Annotated in this window: 20 protein-coding genes; 8 read left to right on the forward strand and 12 right to left on the reverse strand. The window is 59.3% G+C overall.

What is annotated here, in order from left to right; genetic code table 11:
* Positions 1–73 precede the first annotated feature (73 nt).
* The 5 genes from cadB to BN1139_RS13165 all read right to left on the reverse strand — a co-directional run bounded on the left by cadB (position 74) and on the right by BN1139_RS13165 (position 6,385).
* Entirely contained in the window at positions 74–1,408 is a 1,335-nt protein-coding gene (cadB, locus tag BN1139_RS13150) for a cadaverine/lysine antiporter (RefSeq protein ID WP_005338486.1), read from the reverse strand.
* A 153-nt stretch (positions 1,409–1,561) separates the two neighbouring features.
* Positions 1,562–1,753 (reverse strand): hypothetical protein, encoded by a 192-nt coding sequence (locus BN1139_RS21420; RefSeq protein ID WP_013724006.1) that lies wholly within the window; start codon positions 1,751–1,753, stop codon positions 1,562–1,564.
* Positions 1,754–2,163: 410 nt separating this feature from the next.
* Positions 2,164–3,711, reverse strand: a complete 1,548-nt coding sequence (gene cadC / locus BN1139_RS13155) for a lysine decarboxylation/transport transcriptional activator CadC (RefSeq protein ID WP_005349822.1) — start codon at positions 3,709–3,711, stop codon at positions 2,164–2,166.
* A gap of 392 nt (positions 3,712–4,103) precedes the next feature.
* Entirely contained in the window at positions 4,104–5,384 is a 1,281-nt protein-coding gene (gene yjeH / locus BN1139_RS13160) for an L-methionine/branched-chain amino acid transporter (RefSeq protein ID WP_005349820.1), read from the reverse strand.
* A 101-nt stretch (positions 5,385–5,485) separates the two neighbouring features.
* Positions 5,486–6,385: a LysR family transcriptional regulator gene (locus tag BN1139_RS13165; protein WP_005349818.1), complete on the reverse strand. Its 900-nt coding sequence runs from the start codon at positions 6,383–6,385 to the stop codon at positions 5,486–5,488.
* A gap of 156 nt (positions 6,386–6,541) precedes the next feature.
* On the opposite strand from BN1139_RS13165, the gene BN1139_RS13170 reads away from it, so the two are divergent.
* Both BN1139_RS13170 and BN1139_RS13175 read left to right on the forward strand, forming a co-directional pair.
* Positions 6,542–7,564 carry an MBL fold metallo-hydrolase gene (locus BN1139_RS13170; protein WP_005349816.1) on the forward strand — a complete coding sequence of 341 codons (1,023 nt, stop codon included), beginning with the start codon at positions 6,542–6,544 and terminating at the stop codon, positions 7,562–7,564.
* Positions 7,565–7,655: 91 nt separating this feature from the next.
* Positions 7,656–8,375 carry a substrate-binding periplasmic protein gene (locus BN1139_RS13175; protein ID WP_005349813.1) on the forward strand — a complete coding sequence of 240 codons (720 nt, stop codon included), beginning with the start codon at positions 7,656–7,658 and terminating at the stop codon, positions 8,373–8,375.
* 90 nt (positions 8,376–8,465) lie between these two features.
* Here BN1139_RS13175 and BN1139_RS13180 read toward each other — a convergent pair whose 3' ends face one another.
* A complete protein-coding gene (locus tag BN1139_RS13180; protein WP_005338498.1) occupies positions 8,466–9,758 on the reverse strand; it encodes an HAAAP family serine/threonine permease in 1,293 nt (430 codons plus the stop codon).
* Between the two features lie 498 nt (positions 9,759–10,256).
* Here BN1139_RS13180 and BN1139_RS13185 point away from each other — a divergent pair, with 498 nt between their 5' ends.
* Together BN1139_RS13185 and BN1139_RS13190 are read left to right on the forward strand one after the other, a co-directional pair.
* A complete protein-coding gene (locus BN1139_RS13185) occupies positions 10,257–11,195 on the forward strand; it encodes a LysR family transcriptional regulator (protein WP_041980596.1) in 939 nt (312 codons plus the stop codon).
* A 73-nt stretch (positions 11,196–11,268) separates the two neighbouring features.
* Positions 11,269–12,681 carry an MATE family efflux transporter gene (locus BN1139_RS13190; protein ID WP_005349811.1) on the forward strand — a complete coding sequence of 471 codons (1,413 nt, stop codon included), beginning with the start codon at positions 11,269–11,271 and terminating at the stop codon, positions 12,679–12,681.
* Between the two features lie 115 nt (positions 12,682–12,796).
* Here BN1139_RS13190 and alsS read toward each other — a convergent pair whose 3' ends face one another.
* Both alsS and budA read right to left on the reverse strand, forming a co-directional pair.
* A complete protein-coding gene (alsS, locus tag BN1139_RS13195) occupies positions 12,797–14,467 on the reverse strand; it encodes an acetolactate synthase AlsS (RefSeq protein WP_005338504.1) in 1,671 nt (556 codons plus the stop codon).
* 18 nt (positions 14,468–14,485) lie between these two features.
* Positions 14,486–15,280 (reverse strand): acetolactate decarboxylase, encoded by a 795-nt coding sequence (gene budA, locus BN1139_RS13200; protein ID WP_005349809.1) that lies wholly within the window; start codon positions 15,278–15,280, stop codon positions 14,486–14,488.
* Positions 15,281–15,388: 108 nt separating this feature from the next.
* Here budA and BN1139_RS13205 point away from each other — a divergent pair, with 108 nt between their 5' ends.
* On the forward strand, positions 15,389–16,324 hold the full coding sequence (locus BN1139_RS13205) for a LysR family transcriptional regulator (RefSeq protein ID WP_005358751.1): 936 nt from the start codon (positions 15,389–15,391) through the stop codon (positions 16,322–16,324).
* 42 nt (positions 16,325–16,366) lie between these two features.
* On the opposite strand, the gene tyrS is transcribed toward BN1139_RS13205, so the two are convergent.
* Positions 16,367–17,566, reverse strand: a complete 1,200-nt coding sequence (gene tyrS / locus BN1139_RS13210) for a tyrosine--tRNA ligase (RefSeq protein ID WP_005347884.1) — start codon at positions 17,564–17,566, stop codon at positions 16,367–16,369.
* A gap of 109 nt (positions 17,567–17,675) precedes the next feature.
* Here tyrS and BN1139_RS13215 point away from each other — a divergent pair, with 109 nt between their 5' ends.
* Positions 17,676–19,001 (forward strand): peptidoglycan DD-metalloendopeptidase family protein, encoded by a 1,326-nt coding sequence (locus tag BN1139_RS13215; RefSeq protein ID WP_013724009.1) that lies wholly within the window; start codon positions 17,676–17,678, stop codon positions 18,999–19,001.
* 313 nt (positions 19,002–19,314) lie between these two features.
* Positions 19,315–20,436, forward strand: a complete 1,122-nt coding sequence (locus tag BN1139_RS13220) for an anhydro-N-acetylmuramic acid kinase (RefSeq protein WP_013724010.1) — start codon at positions 19,315–19,317, stop codon at positions 20,434–20,436.
* A 22-nt stretch (positions 20,437–20,458) separates the two neighbouring features.
* Here the strand turns inward: BN1139_RS13220 and BN1139_RS13225 are convergent, their stop codons facing one another.
* Complete coding sequence (locus BN1139_RS13225) at positions 20,459–21,331, reverse strand: hypothetical protein (protein WP_005349804.1); 873 nt, start codon at positions 21,329–21,331, stop codon at positions 20,459–20,461.
* 1,172 nt (positions 21,332–22,503) lie between these two features.
* Between BN1139_RS13225 and BN1139_RS13230 the strand changes: the two genes are divergently transcribed.
* On the forward strand, positions 22,504–23,769 hold the full coding sequence (locus tag BN1139_RS13230) for a RidA family protein (RefSeq protein WP_005349802.1): 1,266 nt from the start codon (positions 22,504–22,506) through the stop codon (positions 23,767–23,769).
* A 139-nt stretch (positions 23,770–23,908) separates the two neighbouring features.
* On the opposite strand, the gene BN1139_RS21425 is transcribed toward BN1139_RS13230, so the two are convergent.
* Together BN1139_RS21425 and BN1139_RS21430 are read right to left on the reverse strand one after the other, a co-directional pair.
* Positions 23,909–24,364 (reverse strand): hypothetical protein, encoded by a 456-nt coding sequence (locus BN1139_RS21425; RefSeq protein ID WP_074045164.1) that lies wholly within the window; start codon positions 24,362–24,364, stop codon positions 23,909–23,911.
* On the reverse strand, positions 24,361–24,771 hold the full coding sequence (locus BN1139_RS21430; RefSeq protein WP_143231922.1) for a hypothetical protein: 411 nt from the start codon (positions 24,769–24,771) through the stop codon (positions 24,361–24,363). Before BN1139_RS21430 ends, BN1139_RS21425 begins: the two co-directional genes overlap by 4 nt.
* Positions 24,772–24,929: the final 158 nt, after the last annotated feature.

Raw genomic sequence — 24,929 nt, forward strand, 5'->3', positions numbered from 1 at the left:
ATGCTCCACACGTAAAGGGGCGCTCTCCATCAGGGATGGTGAGTGAAGAGCGCTCGGAAGATAAAAGGGGGAATTAGTTGCTGGGCTGTTCGCTCAGCAGGGCGTCGTGCTGACGCAGACCCTGTTTTTTGGCGTAGAACATCAGGATGATGAGCGACACCACGAAGGTAGCGGTAAGGTTGGAACCCTTGGCACCCATCAGGGCCACCAGACAGAAGACACAGGCCACACCGGAGAAGATCATCGCGCCGATGCTGCGGGAGGTCATGCCCTCGAAGCGGATCAGGTTAATGCTGGAGTAGAAGTAGGGCAGCATGGTCAGCAGCACCGCATCGGTCGTCAGCACGTTGAAGAGATCGGCAGCGTGGGCGGACTGGGATGTGAAGGCGGTCAGGCCAACCATCAGGGCAGTCATCTTGAGGGAGCCCAGGATCAGACCCTTCTTGGCTACGCCGTTCTTGTCCACTTCGCCATAGATTTTCGGGAAGTTGCCGTCGTTGGCGGCACGCTTGCCCGCCTCGCCCACCAGCATCATCCAGGAGCCCAGCGAGGTGAAGCAGGCCAGGGCGGTGAAGGCAGAGACGAACGGCGCAGACCAGCTACCGAAGATGGCAGAAGAGGCCATGGCAAACGGGGCGCCGGAGGCAGCCACTTCACCGGCCGGGAACATGCCGCTGATCACCTGGGTAGAGAGGATGTAGATAACACCGGCGATACCGGTACCCAGCATGGTAGCGAGCGGTACGGTACGCTTGGGGTTCTTCACCATGCCGGAAGAGACGGCGGCAGATTCAACACCGACGAAAGACCAGAGGCAGATCAGCACGGCGCTGATGACCGCATGCAGGTCGCTGCCGCTGGTGGTGTTCCAGTTCTGGCTGTAGACGGTGGCATCAAAATGACCCCAGCCCATCACCGCAGTACCGACAACCGGCAGCAGGATCAGCACCAGACCCAGGGTACAGAGTCGGCTCACCCAGCTACCGCCAAGCAGGTTGACGAAGGTGAAGATCCAGACGGCAGCGATGGTGGCTGCGGCGGCCGGAATTGGGCTATTGAGAATGGGGAAGAAGACCGAGAGGTAGGAGACGCCGGTAATGGCGATGGCCAGGTTACCGATCCAGTTGGCGTGGTAATAAAGCACACCGGTCTGGAAACCGAACACCGGAGAGATCTCGCCAGCGTAAGCAATGGGGCCACCCTCTTGCGGGTTCTTGGTAGCAAGGCGGGCGAAGACAAAGGCGAGGCCCATGGCGCCTACCAGACAGATTGCCCAGCTAAAGACAGAGATGGAGCCGATGGTGGCCAGTGCCGAAGGCAGCAGCGCGATGCCACTCCCCATCATGTTGCCGGCCACCACACCTGTACAGGCGATAAGGCCAATCTTCTTGCTCGTATCTAGGGACATAAGATCTCCGGTTCTATAAAAGGTCGGGTCGTCACATACACATTTGGCGGAACGCCCCGCCAAAGAATGGGCACAGACTAGGCCTCTCATCCCCGGAAAACATAAAGACCAGCTAACGGATAAAAATATGAGGCAACTTTTTTCGCCGCCTCGTCACTTTTGATAAAAACCATTTAAAAACAGCAAATTGACATCAGGCCACACCGCCGCCTTGATAAAACCTTGATATCCTTCCGCCCCATTTTTTCCCCTTGATAATCCCCTTATCTCGCCGTCTTGATATTTTTGGCCAGATAAACCCGCGATAAAGCAGCTCCCATTGCGCCCCCCTGCCCTTGCGGCCATTTGGAAGCCCTGCGGATCATCACCCTGAGTGGCCGCTCACCTCCTGCTTTCCCCTTCGCTCGGCTCATCACAATCCAAACTCAGAGGTAAAGCGCAATGGCGATAACCGGTAAGCAATGAGAAATGGGTCGAGACAGACAGCTTATCCCGCCGCCAACCATGAGCAGATGTCACAAGCTGCACACGGCGTAAAGCCGAACAAACGCGAGTGCCGCGAATGCCGCGTGCAAGGCAAAGGCAAGTGGGGATAGTGGGGAGCTGCGGGGGATAAATCGGGCCGCACCCGAGCGACTATCCCCGGTGGCAAACAAGCAGGATTGAAACAAGCAGAAACAGCACAGGCCGCCCGAAGGCAGCCTGTGGATGGGGTCGGCAACCGCGCCGACCGAAGGAAAACCAACACTGCGGTGTTAGAAGAGCTTCACCTTGCTCTGGCCCAGCGCATTGAACAGAGCCGGGGTGAGGCTCTCCATATTGCTGTAGAAACCGAGCTGCTGGCAGAGCAGATAGGTCTGCTCGGTCGCCTCCATCAGAAAGGCCTGACTGTAGGCATCACCCGCCGCCTCGGGGCGACCGTCCAGCTCCGCCAGCTTGCCCTGCAGTATGTAGTAGAGCACCGAGCGGCCGCGACTCGCCGCCTTCTCCAGCAGATAGTTGGCCTGCTGTTGCTGGCCGTTGAGGATCGCCTGCAGGGTCAACGCCTCCCATACCCGAGCAGGGAGAGCGCCGCTATTTTGCACCACGCTGGCGAGATGAGTGCCAATCCCCTGCAGCCGCTCGCTCTCGGATTTGCCCGCCAGGGTGGCCAGCGCCTCGCCCGCCAGATAGCGCTCCGCCAACAGCAGCGGCTGATCCGGATGGGCACTCAGCGCCTGCTCCAGCAGATCAATCCCACGCTTGAGGGCGACCGGATCCCGGCTGTTGATGTAGTACTGCGCCTCCATCATCGCCATCAGGGAGGCATCATCGGTCGGCCAGCCTATCCCCGGCTCGGCATCGGGCTGGTCGAGGGCACGCAGCAGATCCTGGCTGCTGGCCTGCAACACGCCGTGCACACTGTGGCGACTGAGCTGGTACTGATGGCTGAACAGCACCCGGTTGGTGTTGATATTGCGATACTCCAGATCGAGATAGGTGCCACGGGGCTGGCGGGTGACCCGTACACTCAGCTCCTTGCCGGGCATGATGCCCCCCATCAGAGTGGTGGCACCATACTGCACCCGCAGCGGCGTAGCCACGGCCACCTCTCCCATCAGGGCGCGGGTAATGCCATCGGCGAGGCGCACGTTCTCGTTGTTGTCATCCATGCCGGAGTGGAAGCGAAACACCAGCAGATTGGGATCCAGCATGGCATGCACCTGGGGGCTGGTGTGCTGGTAGCTGAGCATGCTGACAATGGCGATCAGCACGATGGCCACGAAGATATCGAAACTCACCATCTTCCAGCGGCTGCGGGCATCCTTGGCATGGGTGGAGATGGCGCGGGTCAGGGGCCCGGCGGGAAAAGGGGCGACATTGGGCTGTGCATCATCATCCTGCTCAGCCGCGGGCGGGCTCAGATCGGAGAGAGTCGGGTTGTCTGAGAGAGTGGTATTGACCGCGGGCTGCTCGTCCGCCATCACCACAGAAACCACCTGCAGCGGCCGCACCGGTGCCACCAGCTTGTAGCCGCGCTTGGGCACGGTGACGATATAGTCAGTCGCATCGGTGCGACCATCTTTGAGGATCTTGCGCAGTTCGAAGATGGACTGGGTCACCACCTGATCGGTCACCTCGGCGCCATCCCACACCTCGTTGATCAGGGCATCGCGGCCAAACACGGTGCCGGCATTGTGGGCCAGAAACCGCAACAGATTAACCAGTCTGGGTTCGAGGTAGACCTCGCGGTCGGGGCGACACAACATGTTGTCGTCAACGCTCAGGGTCCAGTCGTGGATCTCAAAAACCGATTCGCTCATGATTCACTCGCTGCAGATGGTGACAATGCACGATGAGAGAGACGCAAAACCCGGGCTGACTGAACGGAACAAGGCGCTATCACCACAGGTGACAGATAAAAAGAGAACCGAAGCAATCACATCTCTGAGAGTCAGTCTGGCCAGGCCATCCTGTTTACGTCTGAAGGGCATCCTTGCGGGCATTCCGACCACCGGGATCGGAAGGGATCACTTTAAGCAAAACGGGAGCTGGATCCCACTTTTTTTGGCTATAAATCGCCGTTGAGTTGATCCGACACCGCACTTTTCGGCAAATAGCGTGCCAACTAGTATTCATATGAACATCCCATATGCCGTAATCAAAAAGCCCTGAACATCAGGGCTTTCTCATTTCTTCGACCATCGGGGAGACGTTACTTCGCTACCGGAAGCGCATCCTGCTGACGACTGCGGCGCAGATGACGCCGCCACAACGAGAAGCCGCCGTAGCCAAGACTCAGCACCACCGCATAGAGCACCTGAGTGGCGAGCGCCACCAGCACCAGGGCGCAGAGCAGCACGCTTATCCCCGCCAGCCCCTTGCCCACCCCGCCGAGCAGACGCCAGCCCGCCGCCATGCAGAGCAGGTAGACCAGCACGAAGTTGCCGTTGGCGTAGCGGATCAGCTCATCGAGCGGCAGTCGCAGCCAGATGATAAGGGTGATGCAGAGCAGACAGATAGCGAGCACCAGACCGAGCGCCCGCAGCGGCGCGCCGCGCGCGGTGAGCACGGCCAGCGAGGGGGGCAACTTGCCTTCCCGCGCCATGCTCCAGATCAGCCGGGCAAAGCCCTGAATGTAGATGTTGATGCTGGCAAAGCAGGAGAGGTAGCCGAGCACCGCCACCAGCCACTTGGCGGTGGGGCCGAACAACAGCGCCAGCAGGGAGGGGATGGCTGTGGCGTTTTTCGCCTCATCGCCGTAGAGGCCATATTTGAGCACCACCAGCGAGTGGATCCAGTAGATAAGCCCCGCCAGCAGCACCCCACCAAGCAGGGCGATGGGGTAGTCCCGCTCCGGCCGCTTGAACTCCTCCCCCATGTGGGCGAAGGCTTCCAGCCCGACGAAACACCAGAACATTACCGCCAGCGCAGTGGCCATAGGGGGCCACTCGTCCGCGCTCGGCAGCGGCCTAGCCGCATCGCGCCAGCTCACCTCCCCCTTGAACCAGATAAGCAGGGTGAGCCCCAAAATGGCGAGCGCAATCAGCAGTTGCAGATTGCCGGAGGAGCGCGCCCCGCGCAGCCCCAGCAGAAAGACCCCGAGCAGGGTGAGCAGCTGGATGGCCCAGAGGGTCCACTCCCCCATCTCGAACAGGGCGTGCCAGAAGCCGGCGGCAATCATCAGGGCGGCGGGCAGCCCCACCGGCAGCACAGCCAGAAACAGGAAGGCGGAGAAGCGCTCGGCGCCGTTGCCAAAGGCGAGGCCGATCAGGTGCGGCGCGCCGCCCGCATGAGGATAGCGACGGCCGAGGCGAGCGAAGGTAAAGGCGATGGGCAGCACCAGCGCAATCAGCAGCAACCAGGCCCAGAGCGAGGCCCCACCCGCCAGCGAGGCGGCGGTCGCCGGTACCACGAAGATCCCGGTGCCGAGCAGCGAGGTGGCGAGCAGCCCCATTCCCTGCCAGAGCCCGAGATCCTTTTTCAACCCAGACATATCCTTTTGTCCTGACTAGAAAAACATCCCGCCATGTTAGGCCTGCTCCACCCCTTTGTTAAGTACGATGGTTAAGCGTGGGGGCGAAAATATGCAGCCTTTTATTCAGGCTCGGGCCCAGCTTGCAGGGATTCGGCCAGAAAATCCCCCAGCAGGGTGATCTTGAGCACCTGCCGCCGCGCCGCCGGATAGATGAAGTAGAGGGTTTTGGCCGGGCTCTGATAGTGATCAAGCAGCGGCAGCAGACGTCCCGCAGCGATATGGTCACGCACCTGTTCGGCTGGCTGCAAGGTGATGCCAGCCCCCGAGAGCGCAGCCGTCAACAAGGCTGGCCAGTGATTAATGCGTAGGCGCGAGGCGACCCGCACCTCCTCGCTCTGGCCATCCTCGCCAACAAACTGCCAGCGCTCGTGCTCGCCCCAGTTGCCATGCAGACACTGGTGGCGAGCGAGATCGGCCGGATGACGGGGCACGCCGTGGCTATTGAGGTAGTCGGGGGCAGCGCAGAGGCGGTAGTGCTGGGTCAGCAGCGGACGGGCAATGAGTGCCTCATCCTGCGGGCGCAGGGTGCGGATGGCGGCATCGAATCCCTCCTCCACCAGATCGACCCAGCGCGGGCTGAGCTGCAGATCCAGATCCAGCTTGGGGTAGCGGTCGAGAAAAGCGGGCAGCAGCGGCACCAGCCGGTGGTGGCCAAAGCTGAGGGGAGCGGCGATGCGCAGCCGTCCGGCCGGCTCGGCCAGCAGGTTCTGGGTGAGCGACTCGGTCAGAGCCAGCTCCTCCAACACCCGCTGGCAGCGAGCCAAAAACAGCTGGCCCAGTTCGGTGAGGGTCTGCTGGCGGGTGGTCTTGTGAAACAGCTTGCCCCCCAGCCACTGCTCCAGCCCCAGCACATGCTTGCCCACCATCTGGGCGCTGATCCCCTCTTCGCTCGCCACCGCGCTGTAGGAGCCGAGATCCACCACCCGGGTGAAGATACGCATGCTGGTCAGTCGGTCCACAACCCCTCCTTTTTGCCCGTTTCAAGGCCATTTGGCCCGCGACAAGGGCTCTAATTCACAACCAAAAGTTTAGTAAGAAATTATTTTTAGCCAATTTATCGCACTTTTGGTTACCAATATAGTGGCCAGCAACGCCACCAAACAGGACATATCCCCATGAAAAGCACCTATCTGGCCGCCCTGCTGGTCGGTCTGCTGACCACCGGTGTCAGCCAGGCGGCCGAAAGCAGCTTTATCAACAACCACGATCACGCCCCGGCCACAGCAACTCAAGCCCGGCCCGATATCTTCCGGGTCAGCCTGCTCGGCACCGGCACCCCGGTGCCCCAGATCAGTCGCGGCGGCTACAGCACTCTGGTCGAGGCGGGCAACCAGAAGCTGGTGTTCGACTTTGGCCGCAACTCCGCCACCCGCCTGTGGCAGCTGCATATCCCCATCGGCCGGGTCAACGCCTTCTTCCTCACCCACTTCCACTCGGATCACACCAACGGACTGGCGGATCTCTGGCTGACCGGCTGGCTGCAACCGGCCTATGGCCAGCGCCACGCGCCGATGGAGCTTTACGGGCCCAAGAGCACCGATGCCCTCGCGAGCGGCCTGCAGCAGGCCTACGCCACCGATATCGCCACCCGGGTCAAGGATGAGGGAACGCCGCTGGACGGGGTGGAGATCAACAGCCACGAGGTCACCGCCGGGGTGGTCTACAACCATGACGGGGTCAAGGTAACCGCCTTTGACAACGACCACGGGGTCAACATCAAGCCGTCATTCGGCTATCGCATCGACTACCACGGCCACAGCGTGGTGCTCTCCGGCGATACCCGCTACAGCCCCGAAGTAGTGAAGCAGGCCAAAGGGGCCGATCTGCTGGTGCACTGCGTCTCCATGACCTCTGCCGAGCAGATGAAAGCCAACCCCGGCTACAAGGCGATCGCCGGTCACCTCGCCTCCCCCGAGCAGGCGGCCCAGGTAATGAACGAAGCCAAACCGGCGCTGACCGTGTTCAGCCATATCGGCCTCAACGGCAAGATCAGGGTGAAGGATCTGGCGCAGGATCTGCGCGCCCGCTACTCGGGCCCCTTTGTCATCGGCAACGACCTGATGCAGATTGATCTGCCTACCACGCCCTCCGGCAAGGGCTATGCCCTCTGGCAGTCGGAGAATATCGACAACAAATAGATGGCACCGATGCCGGTCAGCCATGGCCGGCATCCGCAATCGACACCGGGGGCTATCTTTAAGGGGTGTTTGACCACAAGGAGTTATCTCTATGAGCCTGAAATGGAAGCACCTCGCCCTGGCCACTCTTCCCTTGTTCGGCATGTCGGCCGCTCAGGCGGCGGTGTTGACCAGCCTTGAATGGCCCCCTTACACCAGCGCCAGCCTCCCTGAACAGGGCAAGAGCAGTCAGGTGGTGACCGCAGCCTTTGCCTTGGCTGGCGATCCGCTGACTATCAAGTTCTATCCCTGGCAACGGGCAGTGGACGAGGCGACCAACAACCCCGAGGTACTGGGTTATTTCCCCGAGTATCTCGACCCCAAGAGCAGTTGCCTCTTCTCCGACCCCATAGGTAACGGCCCCCTCGGCTTTGCCCAGCGAGCCGATCAGCCGGTCACCTGGCAGACCCTTGATGACCTCAAGGGCAAGAAAATTGGTGTCGTCACCGGCTATGTGAATACCACCGAGTTTGACGAAAAAGTGGCCAGCAAGGCGCTCTCGGCCGACGCCACCAGCTCGGACAGCCAGAACCTGCTCAAGCTCGGCAACGGTCGACTCGATCTGGCGGTCATCGACCAGAATGTGATGACCTATCTGCTGGAGAGCGATCCCCAACTCAAGGACGTTGCCGCCAACCTCGGCTTCAACGGCAAGATCCTCGAGGACAAGTCCCTCCACGTCTGCTTTACCAACTCCGCCAAGGGGAAAGAGGCGCGGGACAAATTCAACAAGGCGCTGGCCAGCGACGAGGTGAAGAAGCTGATGAGGTAGCGATACCGCATCCGCTCACCGCCCCAAACAGCCATAAAAAAGCCGCCTCTTGCGAGGCGGCTTCTTCATTCAACTTGGTAACCGGCGTTATCAGGCAATCAGCTTGTAGATGATACCAGACATGGCGATCAGGCCGATGATGGTCACGAAGCCGTTGCTGATGTTGCCAGCGTATTTGCGCATGGCCGGAACCTTGGTGATGGCGTACATCGGCATCAGGAACAGCAGCATTGCGATGATCGGGCCGCCCAGGTCTTCAATCATGCCGAGGATGCTCGGGTTGATGGTAGCGATGGCCCAGGTGGTCAGGATCATGAACACGGCAGTGACTTTGTTCAGTTGCTTGGTGTCAACGTTCTTGCCCTTCTCGCGCAGCGCCTTGGCCATCAGGCCGTTCATGCCTTCTTGCGCACCCAGGTAGTGACCCAGGAAGGATTTGCTGATGGCAACCATGGCGATCAGCGGAGCCACAGTACCGATAACCGGGTTATCGAAGTGGTTGGCCAGGTAGGACAGGATGGAGATGTTCTGTTCTTTGGCAGCAGCCAGGTCAGCCGGGGAGAGGCTCAGTACGCAGCTGAATACGAAGAACATAACGGTCATTACCATCATGACGTGGGCGCCCAGCAGGATGTTGCTGCACTTCTTCTCGGCACCTTCACCGTAACGACCTTTGTTGTCCACCGCGAAGGAGGAGATGATCGGGGAGTGGTTGAAGGAGAACACCATTACCGGGATAGCCAGCCACAGGGTCTTGATGAAGTCACCGTTGAAGGCGTCGGACAGAGCCGGAGCTTCAGTGATGATGGCACCGTTCCAGTGCGGGATCAGGTAGAACGCCAGACCCATCAGGGTGAGCACGAACGGGAATACCAGTACGCTCATCGCTTTGACGATAACCTGGCCGCCCAGACGAACAACCGCCATCAGACCGAGGATCAGGGCAAGTGACAGAACGGCACGGGGAGGTGCAGACATGCCCAGCTGGTGAACAATCACGCTCTCGACGGTGTTGGTGATGGCGACTGAATACATCAGCACGATCGGGTAGATGGCAAAGAAGTAGAGCAGGGTGATGAATTTGCCTGCGGTCTTGCCGAAGTGTTCTTCTACTACTTCAGTGATGTCGCCATCACGGGTAGAGCCGGACAGCACGAAGCGGGTCAGACCACGGTGAGCAAAGAAAGTCAGCGGCAGCGCCAGGATCAACATGGCAACCAGCGGCCACAGGCCACCTACACCGGCGTTGATTGGCAGGAAGAGCACACCGGCACCGATCGCGGTACCGTACAGACCCAGCATCCAGACCACATCGGCCTTGTTGACGCCGCGGGAGGTGTTGCTGGCTAAACGACCATCAGCTGCAATATTCATGTCAGACATACGTTGTTCCTGTCATCTAGGAAAATGGGATTCTTGTTTGGTCGGGCCTTGGCCCGGTTCCATCTCCCTGGAACGCCTGCTGTCCGTCCTTGATATTAACCTCTCGCCCCCCGGCAACCTGGCCATCACTCCTTGTGACAACAGGATTGCAACAAACAACAGTGCGAGATTTTGACCCTGAGGGTCGGCGCCCGTTTCACTTAACAACCGATTAACGTGCGCCACTCTTGATGGGCTGACTTTAATTAAATGCCCTTATTAATCACAGCGTTTTTTTGAATTAATCAACCAAAGTTTGATTTTGGTCGCCTTTCGGACGACCAAGATCACACTCAAAGCGCCTTATTGTGAGTTTTTTTTAACAATTCAACTTAGTTTCACTGGAATCAATGGCCTGCAAGCAGATACATATTTGCAACAAGCTACCCGTTTAGCGCGGATTGTGTGCAGCACGGCCTTGGCGTACCCTTGTGACTCACGCCTTTTTGTTGATTGATGATGACCATTACCCGTACCGATCTCGCCGAACTGGCAGTGTTTGCCGCCGTCGCCCGTCACCGCAGTTTCAGCAAGGCCGCCCTCGAACTCGGGGTCTCCGCCTCCGCCCTCAGCCACAGCCTGAAGGGGTTGGAAGCAAGGCTGGGGGTGCGGCTGCTCAACCGCAGTACCCGCGCCGTGGTGCCGACCGAAGCGGGCCAGCGGCTGCTCAAGCAGCTGCTCCCCACCCTCAATACCCTGGAAGAGGCGCTTTGCGAGCTGGCCCGCAACAGCGACGAGCCGGTAGGGCGACTCAAGCTCTGCGCTCCGCGCGGCGCCATCGACAGCCTGCTGGCACCTGTGCTGATCGACTATCTGGCCCGTTATCCGCGGATGCAGGTGGAGGTAGTGGAGCAGGAGCTGATGCCCCGGCTGATTGAAGATGGTTACGATGCCGCGCTCTTTTATGGCGATCTGCTGCCCAAGGAGATGATCGGCATCCCCCTCGGCCCGCCCCAGCGTTATCTGGTGGTGGGCTCCCCGGCCTATCTGGCGGAGCACGGCACGCCCGAGCACCCGAGCGAGCTGAGCCGCCACGCCTGCATCGGCTATCGCCTCACTCCGCACCGCCACTATCGCTGGGCCTTTGCCGCCGACGGCACCATGCTGGAGATTGAAGTGACCGGGCCGCTCACCACCAGCACCCCGGCCCTCTATCTGGGCGCCGCCGAGGCGGGGCTGGGGCTCGCCTACTGTCTGGAAGAGGAGGTGAGCCAGAAGGTCGCGGAGGGGAAACTGCTCACCGTGCTGGAGCCCTGGTGCCCCACCTTTGCCGGCTTCTACCTCTTCTATCCCAGTCGGCATCAGCTGGGCAGCGGGCTGCGCATCCTGATCGACATGCTCAAGGCGCACTACCAAAACCCCGGATTAGTGAGTAATACTCAGCAATTCATCAAGTGAAACCCTGATTATCACCAAATAAGTATTAATCTAGACTAGCTGTTCGATAATCGAACTCCCCGAGAGAACAGATATGTCTGCCTATTTAACACTGCGGCAACGGGCCATGACCCGTCGCTTCTGGGCTTACGCCCTCCCCTCCATTCTTGCCATGCTGGTCTCGGGGGCCTACTACCTCATCGACGGCATCTTCGTCGGCCACTATGTCGGCGCCGCTGGCCTCGCCGGGATCAACCTGGTCTATCCGGTCATCATGGTGCTGATCGGTCTGGCCGCCATGATCAGCATGGGGGCGGCCACCGCCATCTCCTTCCAGCAAGGGGCGAAAAACGACACGCTGGCCCGTCAGGCGCTGGTCAACGCCCTCTGGCTGCTGGCCGGACTCGGGGGCATTGCGCCGGTGCTGCTCTACTACACCCACACCGATATCCTGCTGGGGCTGGGGATTGAACAGGGCACCGAGACCTGGAAACAGGCAAGCGACTACCTCACCTGGATTGGCGGCGGTACCCTGCTGCTGGCCAGCAATCTGGCGGTGCCCTATCTGCTGCGCAACGATGGTCGCCCGAAACTGGCCATGGTGCTGGTGAGCAGCGGCGCCGTGCTCAATATCATCCTCAACTACATCATGGTGGGTCGGCTGGGGCTGGGATTGATCGGTACTGCGCAAGCCACCCTGATGGCAGAGGGTGCGGTGAGCCTGATCGGCCTTGGCTACTTCTTCACTCCCTGGGCGCGGCTGCGCCTCAGCTGGCGGGATCTGGTGCCCAACCTCCCGGCCATGCCGCACCTGCTCTTTACCGGCCTGCCGAGCCTGATTGCCCAGTTCAACCTCGGCCTGCTGCTGATGCTTCACAACAGCCAGCTGATGGTGTATGGCAATGTGAAGGATCTGGCGGGTTTTACCGTGGCCGGTTACACCGAAGCGGTCTTTATCGTCATTCTGCAGGGGCTGGCGTTCGGCATTCAGCCGCTCATCAGCAAGGCGGCAGGGGCCAAGCGCCATCGCAACCTCAAGTACCTGATGGAGATGGGGCTCAAGTTCACCTTTATCTACGGCATGCTGGTATGGCTCACCATCCAGCTGCTGCCACGACAGGTCTCCATGCTCTATACCGGCAATAACGATCCCGAACTGCTGGCCGCCGCCATCAGCAGCCTGACCCTCAACCTCGGCGCCATTCCGCTGGAGGGGATCATCATGTTCGGCATCGTGCTGCTGCAATCCATGGCACGTACCCGTCAGGCGCTGGTCATCTCCATCGCCAAAACCGTGTTGCTGCTGCCGCTCATCTTCCTGCTGCCGCAACTGTGGGGGCGTGATGGCGTGTTGATGGCCCAGCCCGCGACCGTGCTGCTGCTCACCCTGCCGCTCTGCTGGCTGCTGTGGCGCGAGTGGCTGCGCCTGAAGATAGCCTGCGCGCCAAAAGCCAAACAGCGCCCACAACCGGCCCGCGCACGCGCCGCCGTCCAGCTGGCCCGTTAAGGCCACCCATCCCGCAAAACAATAAAAAACCGGCATCCATTGATGCCGGTTTTTGCTATATGGGCGGGTCTGCCTGCCCTTACACAAGGATTCAGGCCAGCACCGCTACTCACACTTATGCCAATACTTCTGGCCTGAGCTGGGCCATCAGCCCCGGGTTGTCGGAGTAATCCACCGGGATCGCCACCACAGCAGGCCCCTCCACCGCCAGTGCGGCCCGCAGGGTGGCGCGCAGCTCGTCGGCAGAGCGCACCGCGAAACCGGCCGCCCCGAACGATTCGGCATAGCGTTTGAAGTCGATGGGGCCAAAAGAGACGCCTGAGGTGCGGCAATACTTCTGCTGCTCCTGCATCGCGACCATGTTGTAGCCGTTATCGACCCAGATGATGTGAACGATATTGCTCTTGAGCCGCACCGCCGTCTCCAGCTCCATGCTTGACTGCATAAAGCTGCCATCCCCCGATACCGAGATCACCTTCTCTCCCGGCCGCACCAGCGCCGCACCGATGGCCCACGGCAGTGCCACCCCCATGGTCTGCTGACCATTGGAGATCAACACCTGACGAGCGCGGAAGCTGTAGAGGTAGCGGGCAATCCAGATATGGAAGCTGCCCATGTCGACGCAGAGGGTCATGTCGTCGCGCACCAGATCCTGCAGCTCGCGCACGATACGCAAGGGGTGAACCGGATTGCCGTGCAGATCGTCGGCCCGCATCGCCAGTCGCAGTCGCTGCTGGCGAACCCCTTGCAGCAGCCGATCCACCTCGGGGGGACGGATTTTCGGATTGCCCATGATGCGGGTCAGCTGCAACAGGTTGGCGCGGATCGACCCCACCAGCTCGGCGGTCGGGCAGTAGCTGCTGTCGATATCGGCAGGCAGCACGTCGATATGGAGGATGCGCCGCTCCCGGTCGCCATTCCACAGCACGGGGTCGTACTCGATGGGGCTGTAGCCGATGCAGATCACCAGATCGGCCCCCGCCAGCAGCTGATCCCCCGGCTGGTTGTTAAAGAGCCCCACCCGTCCGGCAAAGTCATCGAAGTGGCAGCTGTCCACCACCCCGGCGGCCTGATAGGTACCGGTCACCGGCAGCCGCGCCTTGTCGAGGAAGGCGCGTACCGCTTCGGCATTCTCCGGCCGGCTCGCCATCAGGCCGAGCAGCACCACCGGATTCTGGGCGTTGCGCAGCAGGGTCAATGCCTGCTCCATATTCTGTTCGTCGGCGCAGCCCGGCTCCGGCACTTCACGGGGCACCAGCACATTGCCCTGCACCGGCTTGTTGATGATATCCATCGGCAGGCTGACAAACGCCGCCCCCGGCCGTCCCAGCTCGGCGGCGCGAAAGGCGTTGGCCATCACTTCCGAAATTGCCGCCCCGCTGTTGACCTGGGCGCTGAACTTGGTGACCGGACGGCAGAGGTTGACCGTATCCATGCTCTGATGAGTGAGCTTGAGGCCATCGGCACGGCGCACCGCACCGCCCAGCGCCACCATGGGGTCCCCCTCCGAGGTGGCAGTCGCCAACCCGGTGATGAGGTTGGAGCAGCCGGGGCCCGAGGTGACCAGCGCCACCCCCGCCTTGCCGGTGAGACGCCCCACGGCGGCCGCCATAAAGGCGGCGTTCGCTTCGTGGCGCACCACTATGGTCTCGATGGGGGAATCCTCCAGCGCATCGAACACCCGGTCAATCTTGGCGCCGGGAATACCGAACACCTGCTTGACCCCTTGCGCCTCCAGATGACGAACCACCAGCTCGGCACCGCACTTCCACTGTCTGTTTTCCATGTTATTGCTCCTTGTCTATCAGCCTTCGGCGGCCTGAATGGCGCGATCGAGATCGGCAGGGTTGAGGTCAGCCTGCCGGAAAGCGGGATCCGATGGCAGGGCCAGATTGAGGTGACGCACCACAGAAAGTCGCAGGGTGCCGTGGGCCATGGTGTAGTCGAGCAGATGGCCGCCCCCCTTGCGATCGGCAGTGATCATGTGCTCGTGAAAGCCCGCCACATTGACCCCCTGCACGAACGGCGGGCAGCGAAATCCCACCAGAGTCCCCGCCACCGCGGCAAAGCGGAACAGCGGTTGCTGTTCGATGGCTTCCAGCATGGGGCGATAAGGGGGCTCCTGACGCGGCACGGTACGGACCTTGGCCATCTCAAACTGGCCGTCGAGGCGCAGGGCAACGAAGACGTTGTCGGAGCCCACCAGCCGATCCACCCACTGGTGGATCTCGTCACGGCTGAGGGGGTGATCGAAGCGACGCTCCAGACAGGGGCGAAAATGGGTCATCACCGCAAAGGGGGTCTTCTGATCGGCGCGGGCGGGACGGGCCGAGCCATCGGAGCGCAACTGGTGGATCTGCCGCTCGAAGGCGATCAGCTCACCATCGAGGTGGTTGAAGGTGCCGAGACCAAAGTCGCCGTGGCGCAGCAGCTCGCTCATGGTGGTCTCCCCTTCGTAGACCCCCGCCAGCAGGGCGCTCATCAGGGAACTCTGGTAGATCTCGCCACCGTCATGCTGCCTGCGCCAGCGGGAAAACTGCTGGCTCACTTCGAGGGCACAGCTGCACCCGGCACTGTCAGATGTTGCAATATGTTCCATTCGGGTTTCACCTCCACCGTGAATCCTGTTAGCGTTCGGATCCAATGGTGACTTGGTTCACATTTCAACACCAATACGCTGATCCCATGACTTTGAGACTCAATCGATATGGAACTTCGTACGCTCCGCTACTTCATGGCCGTTGTTGAAAAGCAGAATTTCACCCGCGCAGCCGAATCACTCAACATGGCCCAGCCGCCGCTGAGCCAGCAGATCCGCAAGCTGGAGGAGACCCTGGGCACCCCGCTGCTGCGCCGTTTGACCCGCAGTGTCGAACTGACCGAGGCGGGCGAGAGCCTCTATCGGGATGCGGCGCAGATCCTGGCTCTGGCCGATGCGGCAAAACTGAAGGTAAAGCGGATTGCCCGGGGCGAGCAGGGGGCACTGCGGATCGGCTTTGCCGGTTCCACCGTGCTCCACCCTGCGGTGCTGACCCTGCTGCACGACTATCGGGAGCGCTACCCCGAGGTAGCCCTCAGCCCGCAGGAGGGCACCATGCCGGCACTGGTGGAGGCGCTGCGCAACGATCGGCTGGATGCGGCCATCTTGCGGCTCCCCTGCCGGGGTAGCGAGGGCTTTGCCCATCACCTTATCGAGCAGGAGCCGCTGCTGATCGCCCTGCCGACCAGCCATCCCAAGGCCAAGCCGGGCCCCTTGTCACTGGCCAGCCTGAAGGATGAGAGTTTTATTCTGTTTCCCCACGCCATCGGGCCCGGGCTCTATGACGGCATCGTGGGCCTCTGTCGGGAGGCTGGCTTCGAGCCGATATTGGGGCCCGAATGCCCGCAGGTGATCTCCACCGTCGGCATGGTGCAGGCGGGCTTTGGCGTGACTCTGGTGCCCAGCTCGGTGGCGGCGCTGCGCCCGCTCGGGGTCAGTTATCACCCCATTGAGGGCAACGGCATGATGACCAGCATCAGTCTGGCGACACGGCCACACCCAAGCAGTGCCGTGCTGCGGCACTTTATCGCCCAGATCCGTGCCGCCCAGATACGACAAGGCCTCCCGAAGGAGGCCCTGTTGAACAAGCTTGAACCGGTTTGATGACCAGCTTGCCTGATGCGACGGCTTATTTGACGGTACTGCTTATTTGACAGTCACCCGGGCAAACTTGCGCTTGCCGACCTGATAGACGGCGGTACCGGCACCAATCAGTGCCTTGCCATCTTCCAGCTTCTCGCCATCCACCTTGACCGCACCCTGCTTGATCATCCGCAGCGCTTCGGAGGTGGTGGCCACCAGATCGGCCTCTTTCAGCAGGTTGGCGATGGCCAGACCTTCGCCTTCCAGTGCCAGCTCGATTTCCGGCATCTCGTCCGGAATGGCGTTCTTGGAGAAACGCTGGGTGAAATCTTCGTGGGCCGCTTCGGCCGCCGCTTCGTCGTGATAACGGGCGATGATCTCTTTGGCCAGCCAGATCTTCACGTCGCGCGGGTTGAGAGTACCGGCAGCGATGCCTGCCTTGAACTCTTCGATTTCAGCCAGCGGACGGAAGGAGAGCAGCTCGTAGTAATTCCACATCAGATCGTCGGTGATGGACATGATCTTGCCGAACATCTCGCCCGGAGCGTCATGGACGCCGATGTAGTTGCCTGCGGACTTGGACATTTTCTTGACGCCATCCAGACCCACCAGCAGCGGCATCATCAGCACGCACTGGGTCGCCATACCGGCATCTTTTTGCAGCTCGCGGCCCATCAGCAGGTTGAACTTCTGGTCGGTACCGCCCAGCTCAACGTCCGCCTTCAGCGCGACCGAGTCATAGCCTTGCAGCAGCGGATAGAGGAATTCGTGAATCGCGATGGATTGGCCGCCGGTGTAGCGCTTTTTGAAGTCGTCGCGCTCCATCATGCGGGCCACGGTCTGCTTGGCCGCCAGCTTGATCATGCCGGTCGCCCCCAGTTCGCTCAGCCAGGTCGAGTTGTACTCGATGCGGGTCTTGGCCGGGTCGAGGATCTTGAACGCCTGCTCGGCATAGGTGAGGGCGTTGTGCTTGATGGCCTCTTCGGAGAGCGGCGGACGGGTGGCGTTCTTGCCGGAGGGGTCACCCACCATGGCAGTGAAGTCACCGATCAGCAGGATCACTTCATGGCCCAGATCCTGGAAGGTCTTCAGCTTGTTGAGGATCACGGTATGACCCAGGTGAATGTCGGGGGCGGTCGGGTCCATGCCCAACTTGATGCGCAGCGGGCGCCCTTCCTTCAACTTGGCGACAAGTTCTTCTTCAACCAGAATTTCTTCCGCTCCGCGCTTGATCTCGGCTAGCGCCACCTCGAGCTGGGACATTTTTTGACTCTCCATCACGATTCCACAGGGCCAAACATATTACTGGAATGGCGGGCCAATTGGAAAGGCTGTAAAATCCGTCCATTCTGCCCGACTTCATCTGCTTCTCATGGTTATTTGGCACGCCTTCAACGCACTCCCCCACTGGCACCGCAAGATGGTGCTGATCTTGAGCATCATGATCATGATGCTGGCTGCCTGGCCAAGCGAACAGGCAGTAGCAACACGGGTCGATGAAAACGGCAACGAAATTGCCCTGCGGGAACCGGCTAACGATAACGCGCTGAACGACGAGCTGCCGGCCGAGGCCGCCCAGCCCGTTACCCCGCCCAAGCCACGCTATATCACCAAGCAGGTGAAGGTACGCCGTGGCGACAACATGGGAGTCATCTTCCAGCGCATTGGCCTGAGCACCACGGATCTGCACCTGATCGACCAGCTCGAGGGCAGCGATCCCCTGCGGATGCTGCAACCGGGGCAGGAGCTCACCTTCAAGCTCACCGAGAACGGCGAGCTGCACAGCCTCTATTACCCCCACAGTCTGGAGCAGGCGCTCAAGGTGAGCCGCAAGGAGGAGACCTTTGTCGCCCGCAACGTCAAAATCGCCCTCGACACCCGCGAACAGGTGAGCAAGGGCGAGATCCGCTCCAGCTTCTGGGGCGCCGCGGTGGATGCGGGGATGACCGAAGATCAGATCATGGACTTGGCTGCCATCTTCGGCTGGGACATCGACTTTGCCCAGGACTTGCAGCCGGGGGACAGCTTCCGGGTGGTCTATGAAGACAAGTTCCGCGACGACGAGCGGGTCGCCTCTGGCGATATTCTGGCGGCCGAGTTCGTCAACCAGGGCACCGCCTACCGCGCCGTGCTCAATGAAGATGGCAACTACTACACCCCGGAAGGGAAGGCGATGCGCAAGAGCTTCCTGCGTGCGCCGGTCAACTTCAAATACATCAGCTCCAACTTCAACCCGCGCCGCCTCCATCCGGTGACCGGCAAGATCCGCCCCCATAACGGCATCGACTATGTGGCGCCGGTGGGCACCCCCATCATGGCAGCGGGCTCAGGCAGCGTGGTGGCCGCCGGTTACAACCAGTTCAACGGCAACTACGTCTTTATCAAGCATGCCGGCAACTATGTGACCAAGTACCTGCACCTCTCCAAACGCACCGTCAACAAGGGGCAGCGGGTGAAGCAGGGGCAGACCATCGGCACTCTGGGTGGCACCGGTCGCGTCACCGGCCCGCACCTGCACTACGAATTCGTGGTGGGCGGCATTCACAAGAACCCGCGCACCCTCACCCTGCCGCAGGCAGAGACCCTGAGCGGACGCGAGCTGGCCAACTTCAAAAAGCTGGCGATGCCGCAACTGGCCAAGCTCGACAACCCCGAGCTGCAGCTGGCCCAGAACAAGCGGGATAGTCGCGGCAACTAAGTCATCAGGGCTGGCAGGGTGAAGGCCCTGCCAGCCCCTTTTATTGAACCCGCGCCAGCCAATCAGATTGAAATGAGTCCACCTTTCAGGCATAAGATGAGATGGAACACCGGGAGCGGCATGTGGCACGGAAGCAAGGGCTTATCTATCCTGTCTCTCTCACTCTTTTTCCGGTCCGCATTGAGGATGCACCATGGTTGAGCGTTGTATCGGTCTGATGTCAAAGACCACGCCATGTGGCATGGGATGAAAGCCACTCCCCTCTTTCCCCTCTCTGCACACCGCATTTTCAAGTAGCAATGTAAGGAGACACATGGCTGAACGCTATATCGGTCTGATGTCGGGAACCAGCATGGACGGCATTGATGCCGTGCTGGTGATGATCGCCGGGGATGAACTGCGGGTCGAAGCGGCGCTTTGCCACCCTTGGCCGCAAGAGACCGCCCGCACGCTGCATGCCCTCTGCACCCCGGGCGACAACGAAATCGACCGCATGGGGGTGGCCGATAATCTGGTGGCGCGAGAGTTTGCCGCCGCCACCCACGCGCTGCTGACCAAGGCGAAGCTCGAGCCCAAAGATATTCGCGCCATCGGCAGTCACGGCCAAACCATCCGCCATCGCCCCCAGCTCGGGTTTACCCTGCAGATCGGCAACGCCGCCCTGCTGGCCGCCCTGACCGGCATCGACGTTATCGCCGATTTTCGCACCATGGATATGGCCCTCGGCGGTCAGGGGGCGCCGCTGGTGCCCGCCTTCCATCAGGCGCTGTTTGCCAAACCCGGCGCCCTGCGAGTGGTACTGAACCTCGGCGGCATCGCCAATATCTCGGTGCTGCCGGGCAATCCGGGCGGGGTATATGGTTTTGATACCGGCCCGGCCAACACCCTGCTCGATGGCTGGTATCGCCGCCATCAGCCCCACGGCGGCAGCTATGACGCCGGTGGCAAATGGGCCGCCAGTGGCAAGCCCATCCCGGCCCTGCTGGAGAAACTGCTGGCTCACCCCTATTTCGCAGCCCCCGCCCCCAAGAGCACCGGACGGGAGATGTTTACCCTCGATTGGCTCGATGGCGAGCTGGCAGGCACTTCATACGCCCCCGTGGATGTGCAGCGCACCCTGCAGGCGCTCACCTGCCACAGCATCGCCCGCCAACTACCCGCCCGGCCCGAATCAGTCGGTGCCAGCCAGCCGAAAGCCGAGCTGTTTGTCTGCGGCGGCGGCGCCCATAACGCCCCCTTGCTGAAGGAGCTGGCCAGCCTGCTGCCTGCATGGCGCATCGCCAGCACCGCCGAGCTGGGCCTTGCCCCCGACTGGGTGGAAGGCGCAGCCTTTGCCTGGCTGGCCATGTGCTTTGTTCACCGCAAGCCGGGCAACCTGCCCGCCGTCACCGGTGCCAGCCGTCCAGCTGTGCTGGGGGCGCTTTATCCCGCCTGAGTGATGACAAGGGGGCTGCAGATCAGTGTGCCCCCTTGAACAGACGCACAACCTGTTGCCGGATCGGTGCAAACAAAGGGGGCTTTGGCGGCTCCAGATTGATATGGCGCCGCCCGGCACGGGTTTCACAGCGAAGCAGATTCTGGATGTAGTGGTGGTGGGATCGATGGATCAGCAGTGAGGCCTGATACGCCCACTGTCTGGGCACGCCCCACAGGGTGCTGGCAATCGCCCCGACGATGCAGAAGAAAGCGGGCTCCTGAATTCCCATCCGGCTGGCATTCTCCAGCGCCTCCTTGAGCGAGTTGGAGTGGGCAATACAGGTCATGATATTGACCATGAAGGCGTCGTAATCATCCTCCCCACCTTTGCCAACACGCGCCGTCAGGGTCGCCGCGGGCTGATAACCAAACTGATGGCCGATATTTTCCAACACCGTATTCCGCTGGCGGATCACCTTGCCATAAAACATCAGCATCACCATGCAGTCGATCGCCTTGCACAGCGCCTCGTAGTGGGGATGGCTCTTCTTGGGACGCGGCGCCGTGGCGAGGGCCAGCTCTTCAGAGATAGCCAGCAGGCCCACAGGTACGGCGGTGCTGACAAACGAGAGATCAATCGATAGCTCCAGCCCCTCCTCCCCTTCCATGCGGGCCACAATCACATGTTCGCCAAACAGCCGACGCTGGCGCTCGATAAAGGCGCCAAAGACCAGATCACGAAACTGCTTTTGCGGATAAGGGGTATCGAGCAGGCTCTCGATGGTCATGATGGCGGCGGATACCCGACCGCGCAGTCGGTAATCGGCAGGAATGGGAAAGCTCTTTCCCAGGCGAGGAGGTAACCGCTGCCCAGATGTTTGACAATACATATCGCCCAGAACGAAACCCAGCATAAATCCTCCACAGTCAGGTAATGATGATCGCGATGCGATCTCGCTTGCCAATCCTGGGCAATGGCCTGCCGGTGCATCGATGCTCTCCGTCAGGACTCCTTGATCACCTTATTAATCATACGATTAATAGCGAGTGAAAAAAGCGACCTGACTCGCAATCACGCCACCAATTAACAGTTTCATCAAGAAACAATAGGAAGCGGTCGATAAATCCATTTTTTGACGAATTTCCCTTTAAAAACAGTGCATTGAAATTTATGCCTGCGAAATCACCTGAACTGTTTCAGAGCCCTGAAAACCATCCCAATCATCACACCCAGCCACAGATAAGAGGGAGATCAGACAAAGCCGCAAAAAGTGGAAAAAGCGATGACGCGGGGCAACCCCACCCATCAGGGGATACAACCGGCGTGAAGAGACGCGGATTGCCACCACCTCCCCTTCCTCATCCAGCGCCACCTCTCATCCAGCACCACAGCTCCCGCACGCCGTCACGCCAACGCCAACGCCACGCTCCCCACTCCTGTGCTGCAGAGGCAGATCCGCCGTGCAAATTCATGGCATAGAATTTTATGGCGTTAATAACAGATCCCGGCTGCCAGCAAGGCGTCACCGAGTATGCCGGAACAATCATTAACAGAGAGGAATGCAAAAGCCGTGAATTATATTCCAGAGGTATCTTTAATAAGGTGGATATGCATATTCACGGGAATTTTCATAGCCCCTTAAAAGAGCTGAAAACAGATATCCATGCACCATAATATGCATTATTTGCACATCGGCGCATAATATTAACCCTTTATTCACATGCCAATATCCCGAAGAGGGAAAGAGCAAACCCAGTCAGGGCAAGGCTGTCCGCCGGTTCGGCACCATTTGCGCACGAATTGGCTGCAATTTCGGGTGAATTGAATAGCAATATGATTAAATTTGCACCCATTGAGCCATCTCATAGAAATGCAATCAGCGGTTTGCAACCCCTGATAGCCACTCATAGAATCGCAGCGTCTGAAATATCTACCCTGTCCTCTTCTCCCTTATTCCTCTCAGTAATTGAGTGGATCACAAATAATAACCGGGGATGCCGCCGCTGGCGCAGTGGCCGTGGCGTACAACAAGATGGGGTAAACCTGTACCTGAATGAACAACAAATATTAAAAAGAGGCATATCTATGAGTGGCACCATCATCAAGTCGGCAAGAAATACCCCCCATGCCCCCCAGGATCTGGGCCCCAGCACCCAAACGGTGGCGTTTTCTCATTACAACAATATCTCCGCCCAACTGCCGGTCGATCCCGCCACCGGCAAGATGGTGAGTGGCGATGTCACTGCGCAGGCCAGACAGTGCCTGAGCAACCTCAAGGCGATCATCGAGAGCATCGGCCATGTGATGGACGATACGGTGAAAGCGACCATCTTCCTGAAAGAGATGGCGGATCTGGAAGCGGTCAACGCCGTCTATCGCGAATTCTTCCCGGGCTATCTGCCGACCCGCACCACCCTCGCCGTCGCCGCGCTGCCGCTGGGCGCGCTGGTGCAGATCGATGCCATCATCTCCAACGGCGAAGGTACCTTCCCGCAAGCTCCTTGCCCGCTGGTTAAACTGGCCCGCAATAGCGACAAGGCGCCGCACAATCCGCTCTCCACCCATACCGTGGCCTTCTCCCACTACAACAATATCGGCGCCCAGCTGCCGGTCGATGCCGCCTCGGGCCAACTGGTTGCCGGTGGCATCAAGGAGCAGGCGGGCCAGTGCCTGCGCAATATCAAGGCGGTGCTGGAGAGCATCGACGTGCCGTTTGACGATATCGTCAAGGTGACCGTCTATCTGACCGATCTGGCCGATCTGGAGGCCGTCAACGAGGTCTACACCACCTTCTTCCCCGACTCCGCCATTGCCCGCGCCGTGGCCTATCTGCCTGCCCGCTCTGTGGTCAGCGCCGCTGCCCTGCCCATGGGGTCACGGGTGCAGATGGATGCGGTCATCTCCCACGGTGACGGCACCCCGCCGCAACTGGTGGAAGACCGTCACAATCTGGTGATCCGTGCCCGCAATACCGACAAGGCACCGCGCAGCCCGCTCCATTGCCAGACCGTCGCCTTCTCCCACTACAACCATCTCTCTGCCCAACTGCCGATAGACCCCGCCACCGGCAAGATCCTGGCTGGCTGCATCAAGGAGCAGACCGCCCAGTGCCTGAGCAATATCAAGGCGATTGTGGAGAGCATCGGCCATGTGATGGACGATATCGTCAAGGTCAATATCCAGCTCGGCAATATCGCGGATCTGGATGCGGTCAACACCATCTACACCAAATACTTCCCGGGCTATCTGCCGGCCCGCACCGTGATCGCGGTGCGCGAGCTGCCCGCCGGCGCACGCATCCAGATGGATGCAGTGATGTCCAACGCGGAAAGTACCCCGCCGCAGGTGTAAGGGTTGCGATAAATAAAATGAGACCGGCTATATGCCGGTCTCTTTTTTGGTAACAGGGAGGGATATTATTTTTATGGCATCGTCTTAAAGAACTCGAACGTCCGATTACGCTTCTCTAATCGAACCTACAGGCTAATTATTAACCATCTCCAAAGGCTAGTAGTGAACCGCCACCACTAAAAGTATTACTCGATAGATTTATCCCACCAGCGGTAAGCGAAGATTTTTTTCCATAGATGTTGAACCCTATCGGACGAAGATCTAACTGGTCAATCACTGCTGTGCTGGCATTAACTTGTTTAATATTAACTACATGTACACCACCAATAGAAATAGATAGACCATCCTTGTTACTGATAATTCCAACCGCTGAATTTGATGCAACTGATGCCGTAACAAGTGGAATATACTGTTTACCACTTTTGTCAGTAGGAGCTTGCAACCATACTTTAGGACCTTCATTGCTACTTCCGACTAATAGTGGTAACACCTCACCAATAACAACCAGATGTCCGCCACCCAGAAGAATATTGCTACATACCGTTAGTTTCTGATACGGTTTATAGGTTTTAGGCAATGTAGTACGAGTAATCATTTCTGCTCTCCCACAATATGTGAGGATGGTTTCGCATCATCAAAATGCTTCGATATTTTATTCATAAGCTTCTTCTTATCATTAGGACAGAAAAAACCTACTGCATATAAAATTATAGATATAGTGATACCAACAAGAATTGTATTTATTTCACCAGATGTGAGCTCTGATGCCCCCCCATTAAATATGGGAGCTATTTTAGGGCCTAGGCTCACAATATAACCAATTACACCGGAAAATATTATTATTGCAATCGCGGCAGTAACTGGTGGGCTACCTTTTAAACGGAGAAAATCTGCTTCGGTTAGCAGATATGCTTGTTGCATAGTTGTCACCGTTCGACCATTAAGAAGATCGGTGACAACAATTGTTTGTTGAATCTGCTTACCTTTGTACTCATCCACCATGATTTTCTCACAAAACAGTGATGCCTAATATTCACATTACATGCATATTGGATTACTACTTGGCACACACAATATTTTATAAATTAATGACAAGCAAGTTAGATTCCACATAAAATCGTCTTATGTTGCTGATTCATTCTACAATAAAAAACTAATAG

It is taken from the genome of Aeromonas veronii bv. veronii (genome assembly GCF_000820225.1).
GTDB classification, from domain to species: Bacteria; Pseudomonadota; Gammaproteobacteria; order Enterobacterales; family Aeromonadaceae; genus Aeromonas; species Aeromonas veronii.

Coding starts and splice junctions, on each gene's coding strand:
- cadB (WP_005338486.1), bottom strand. CDS start 1,408: ATGTCCCTAGATACGAGCAAGAAGATTGGCCTTATCGCCTGTACAGGT.
- BN1139_RS21420 (WP_013724006.1), bottom strand. CDS start 1,753: ATGGCCGCAAGGGCAGGGGGGCGCAATGGGAGCTGCTTTATCGCGGGT.
- cadC (WP_005349822.1), bottom strand. CDS start 3,711: ATGAGCGAATCGGTTTTTGAGATCCACGACTGGACCCTGAGCGTTGAC.
- yjeH (WP_005349820.1), bottom strand. CDS start 5,384: ATGTCTGGGTTGAAAAAGGATCTCGGGCTCTGGCAGGGAATGGGGCTG.
- BN1139_RS13170 (WP_005349816.1), top strand. CDS start 6,542: ATGAAAAGCACCTATCTGGCCGCCCTGCTGGTCGGTCTGCTGACCACC.
- BN1139_RS13175 (WP_005349813.1), top strand. CDS start 7,656: ATGAGCCTGAAATGGAAGCACCTCGCCCTGGCCACTCTTCCCTTGTTC.
- BN1139_RS13180 (WP_005338498.1), bottom strand. CDS start 9,758: ATGTCTGACATGAATATTGCAGCTGATGGTCGTTTAGCCAGCAACACC.
- BN1139_RS13185 (WP_041980596.1), top strand. CDS start 10,257: ATGACCATTACCCGTACCGATCTCGCCGAACTGGCAGTGTTTGCCGCC.
- BN1139_RS13190 (WP_005349811.1), top strand. CDS start 11,269: ATGTCTGCCTATTTAACACTGCGGCAACGGGCCATGACCCGTCGCTTC.
- alsS (WP_005338504.1), bottom strand. CDS start 14,467: ATGGAAAACAGACAGTGGAAGTGCGGTGCCGAGCTGGTGGTTCGTCAT.
- budA (WP_005349809.1), bottom strand. CDS start 15,280: ATGGAACATATTGCAACATCTGACAGTGCCGGGTGCAGCTGTGCCCTC.
- BN1139_RS13205 (WP_005358751.1), top strand. CDS start 15,389: ATGGAACTTCGTACGCTCCGCTACTTCATGGCCGTTGTTGAAAAGCAG.
- tyrS (WP_005347884.1), bottom strand. CDS start 17,566: ATGTCCCAGCTCGAGGTGGCGCTAGCCGAGATCAAGCGCGGAGCGGAA.
- BN1139_RS13215 (WP_013724009.1), top strand. CDS start 17,676: ATGGTTATTTGGCACGCCTTCAACGCACTCCCCCACTGGCACCGCAAG.
- BN1139_RS13220 (WP_013724010.1), top strand. CDS start 19,315: ATGGCTGAACGCTATATCGGTCTGATGTCGGGAACCAGCATGGACGGC.
- BN1139_RS13225 (WP_005349804.1), bottom strand. CDS start 21,331: ATGCTGGGTTTCGTTCTGGGCGATATGTATTGTCAAACATCTGGGCAG.
- BN1139_RS13230 (WP_005349802.1), top strand. CDS start 22,504: ATGAGTGGCACCATCATCAAGTCGGCAAGAAATACCCCCCATGCCCCC.
- BN1139_RS21425 (WP_074045164.1), bottom strand. CDS start 24,364: ATGATTACTCGTACTACATTGCCTAAAACCTATAAACCGTATCAGAAA.
- BN1139_RS21430 (WP_143231922.1), bottom strand. CDS start 24,771: ATGGTGGATGAGTACAAAGGTAAGCAGATTCAACAAACAATTGTTGTC.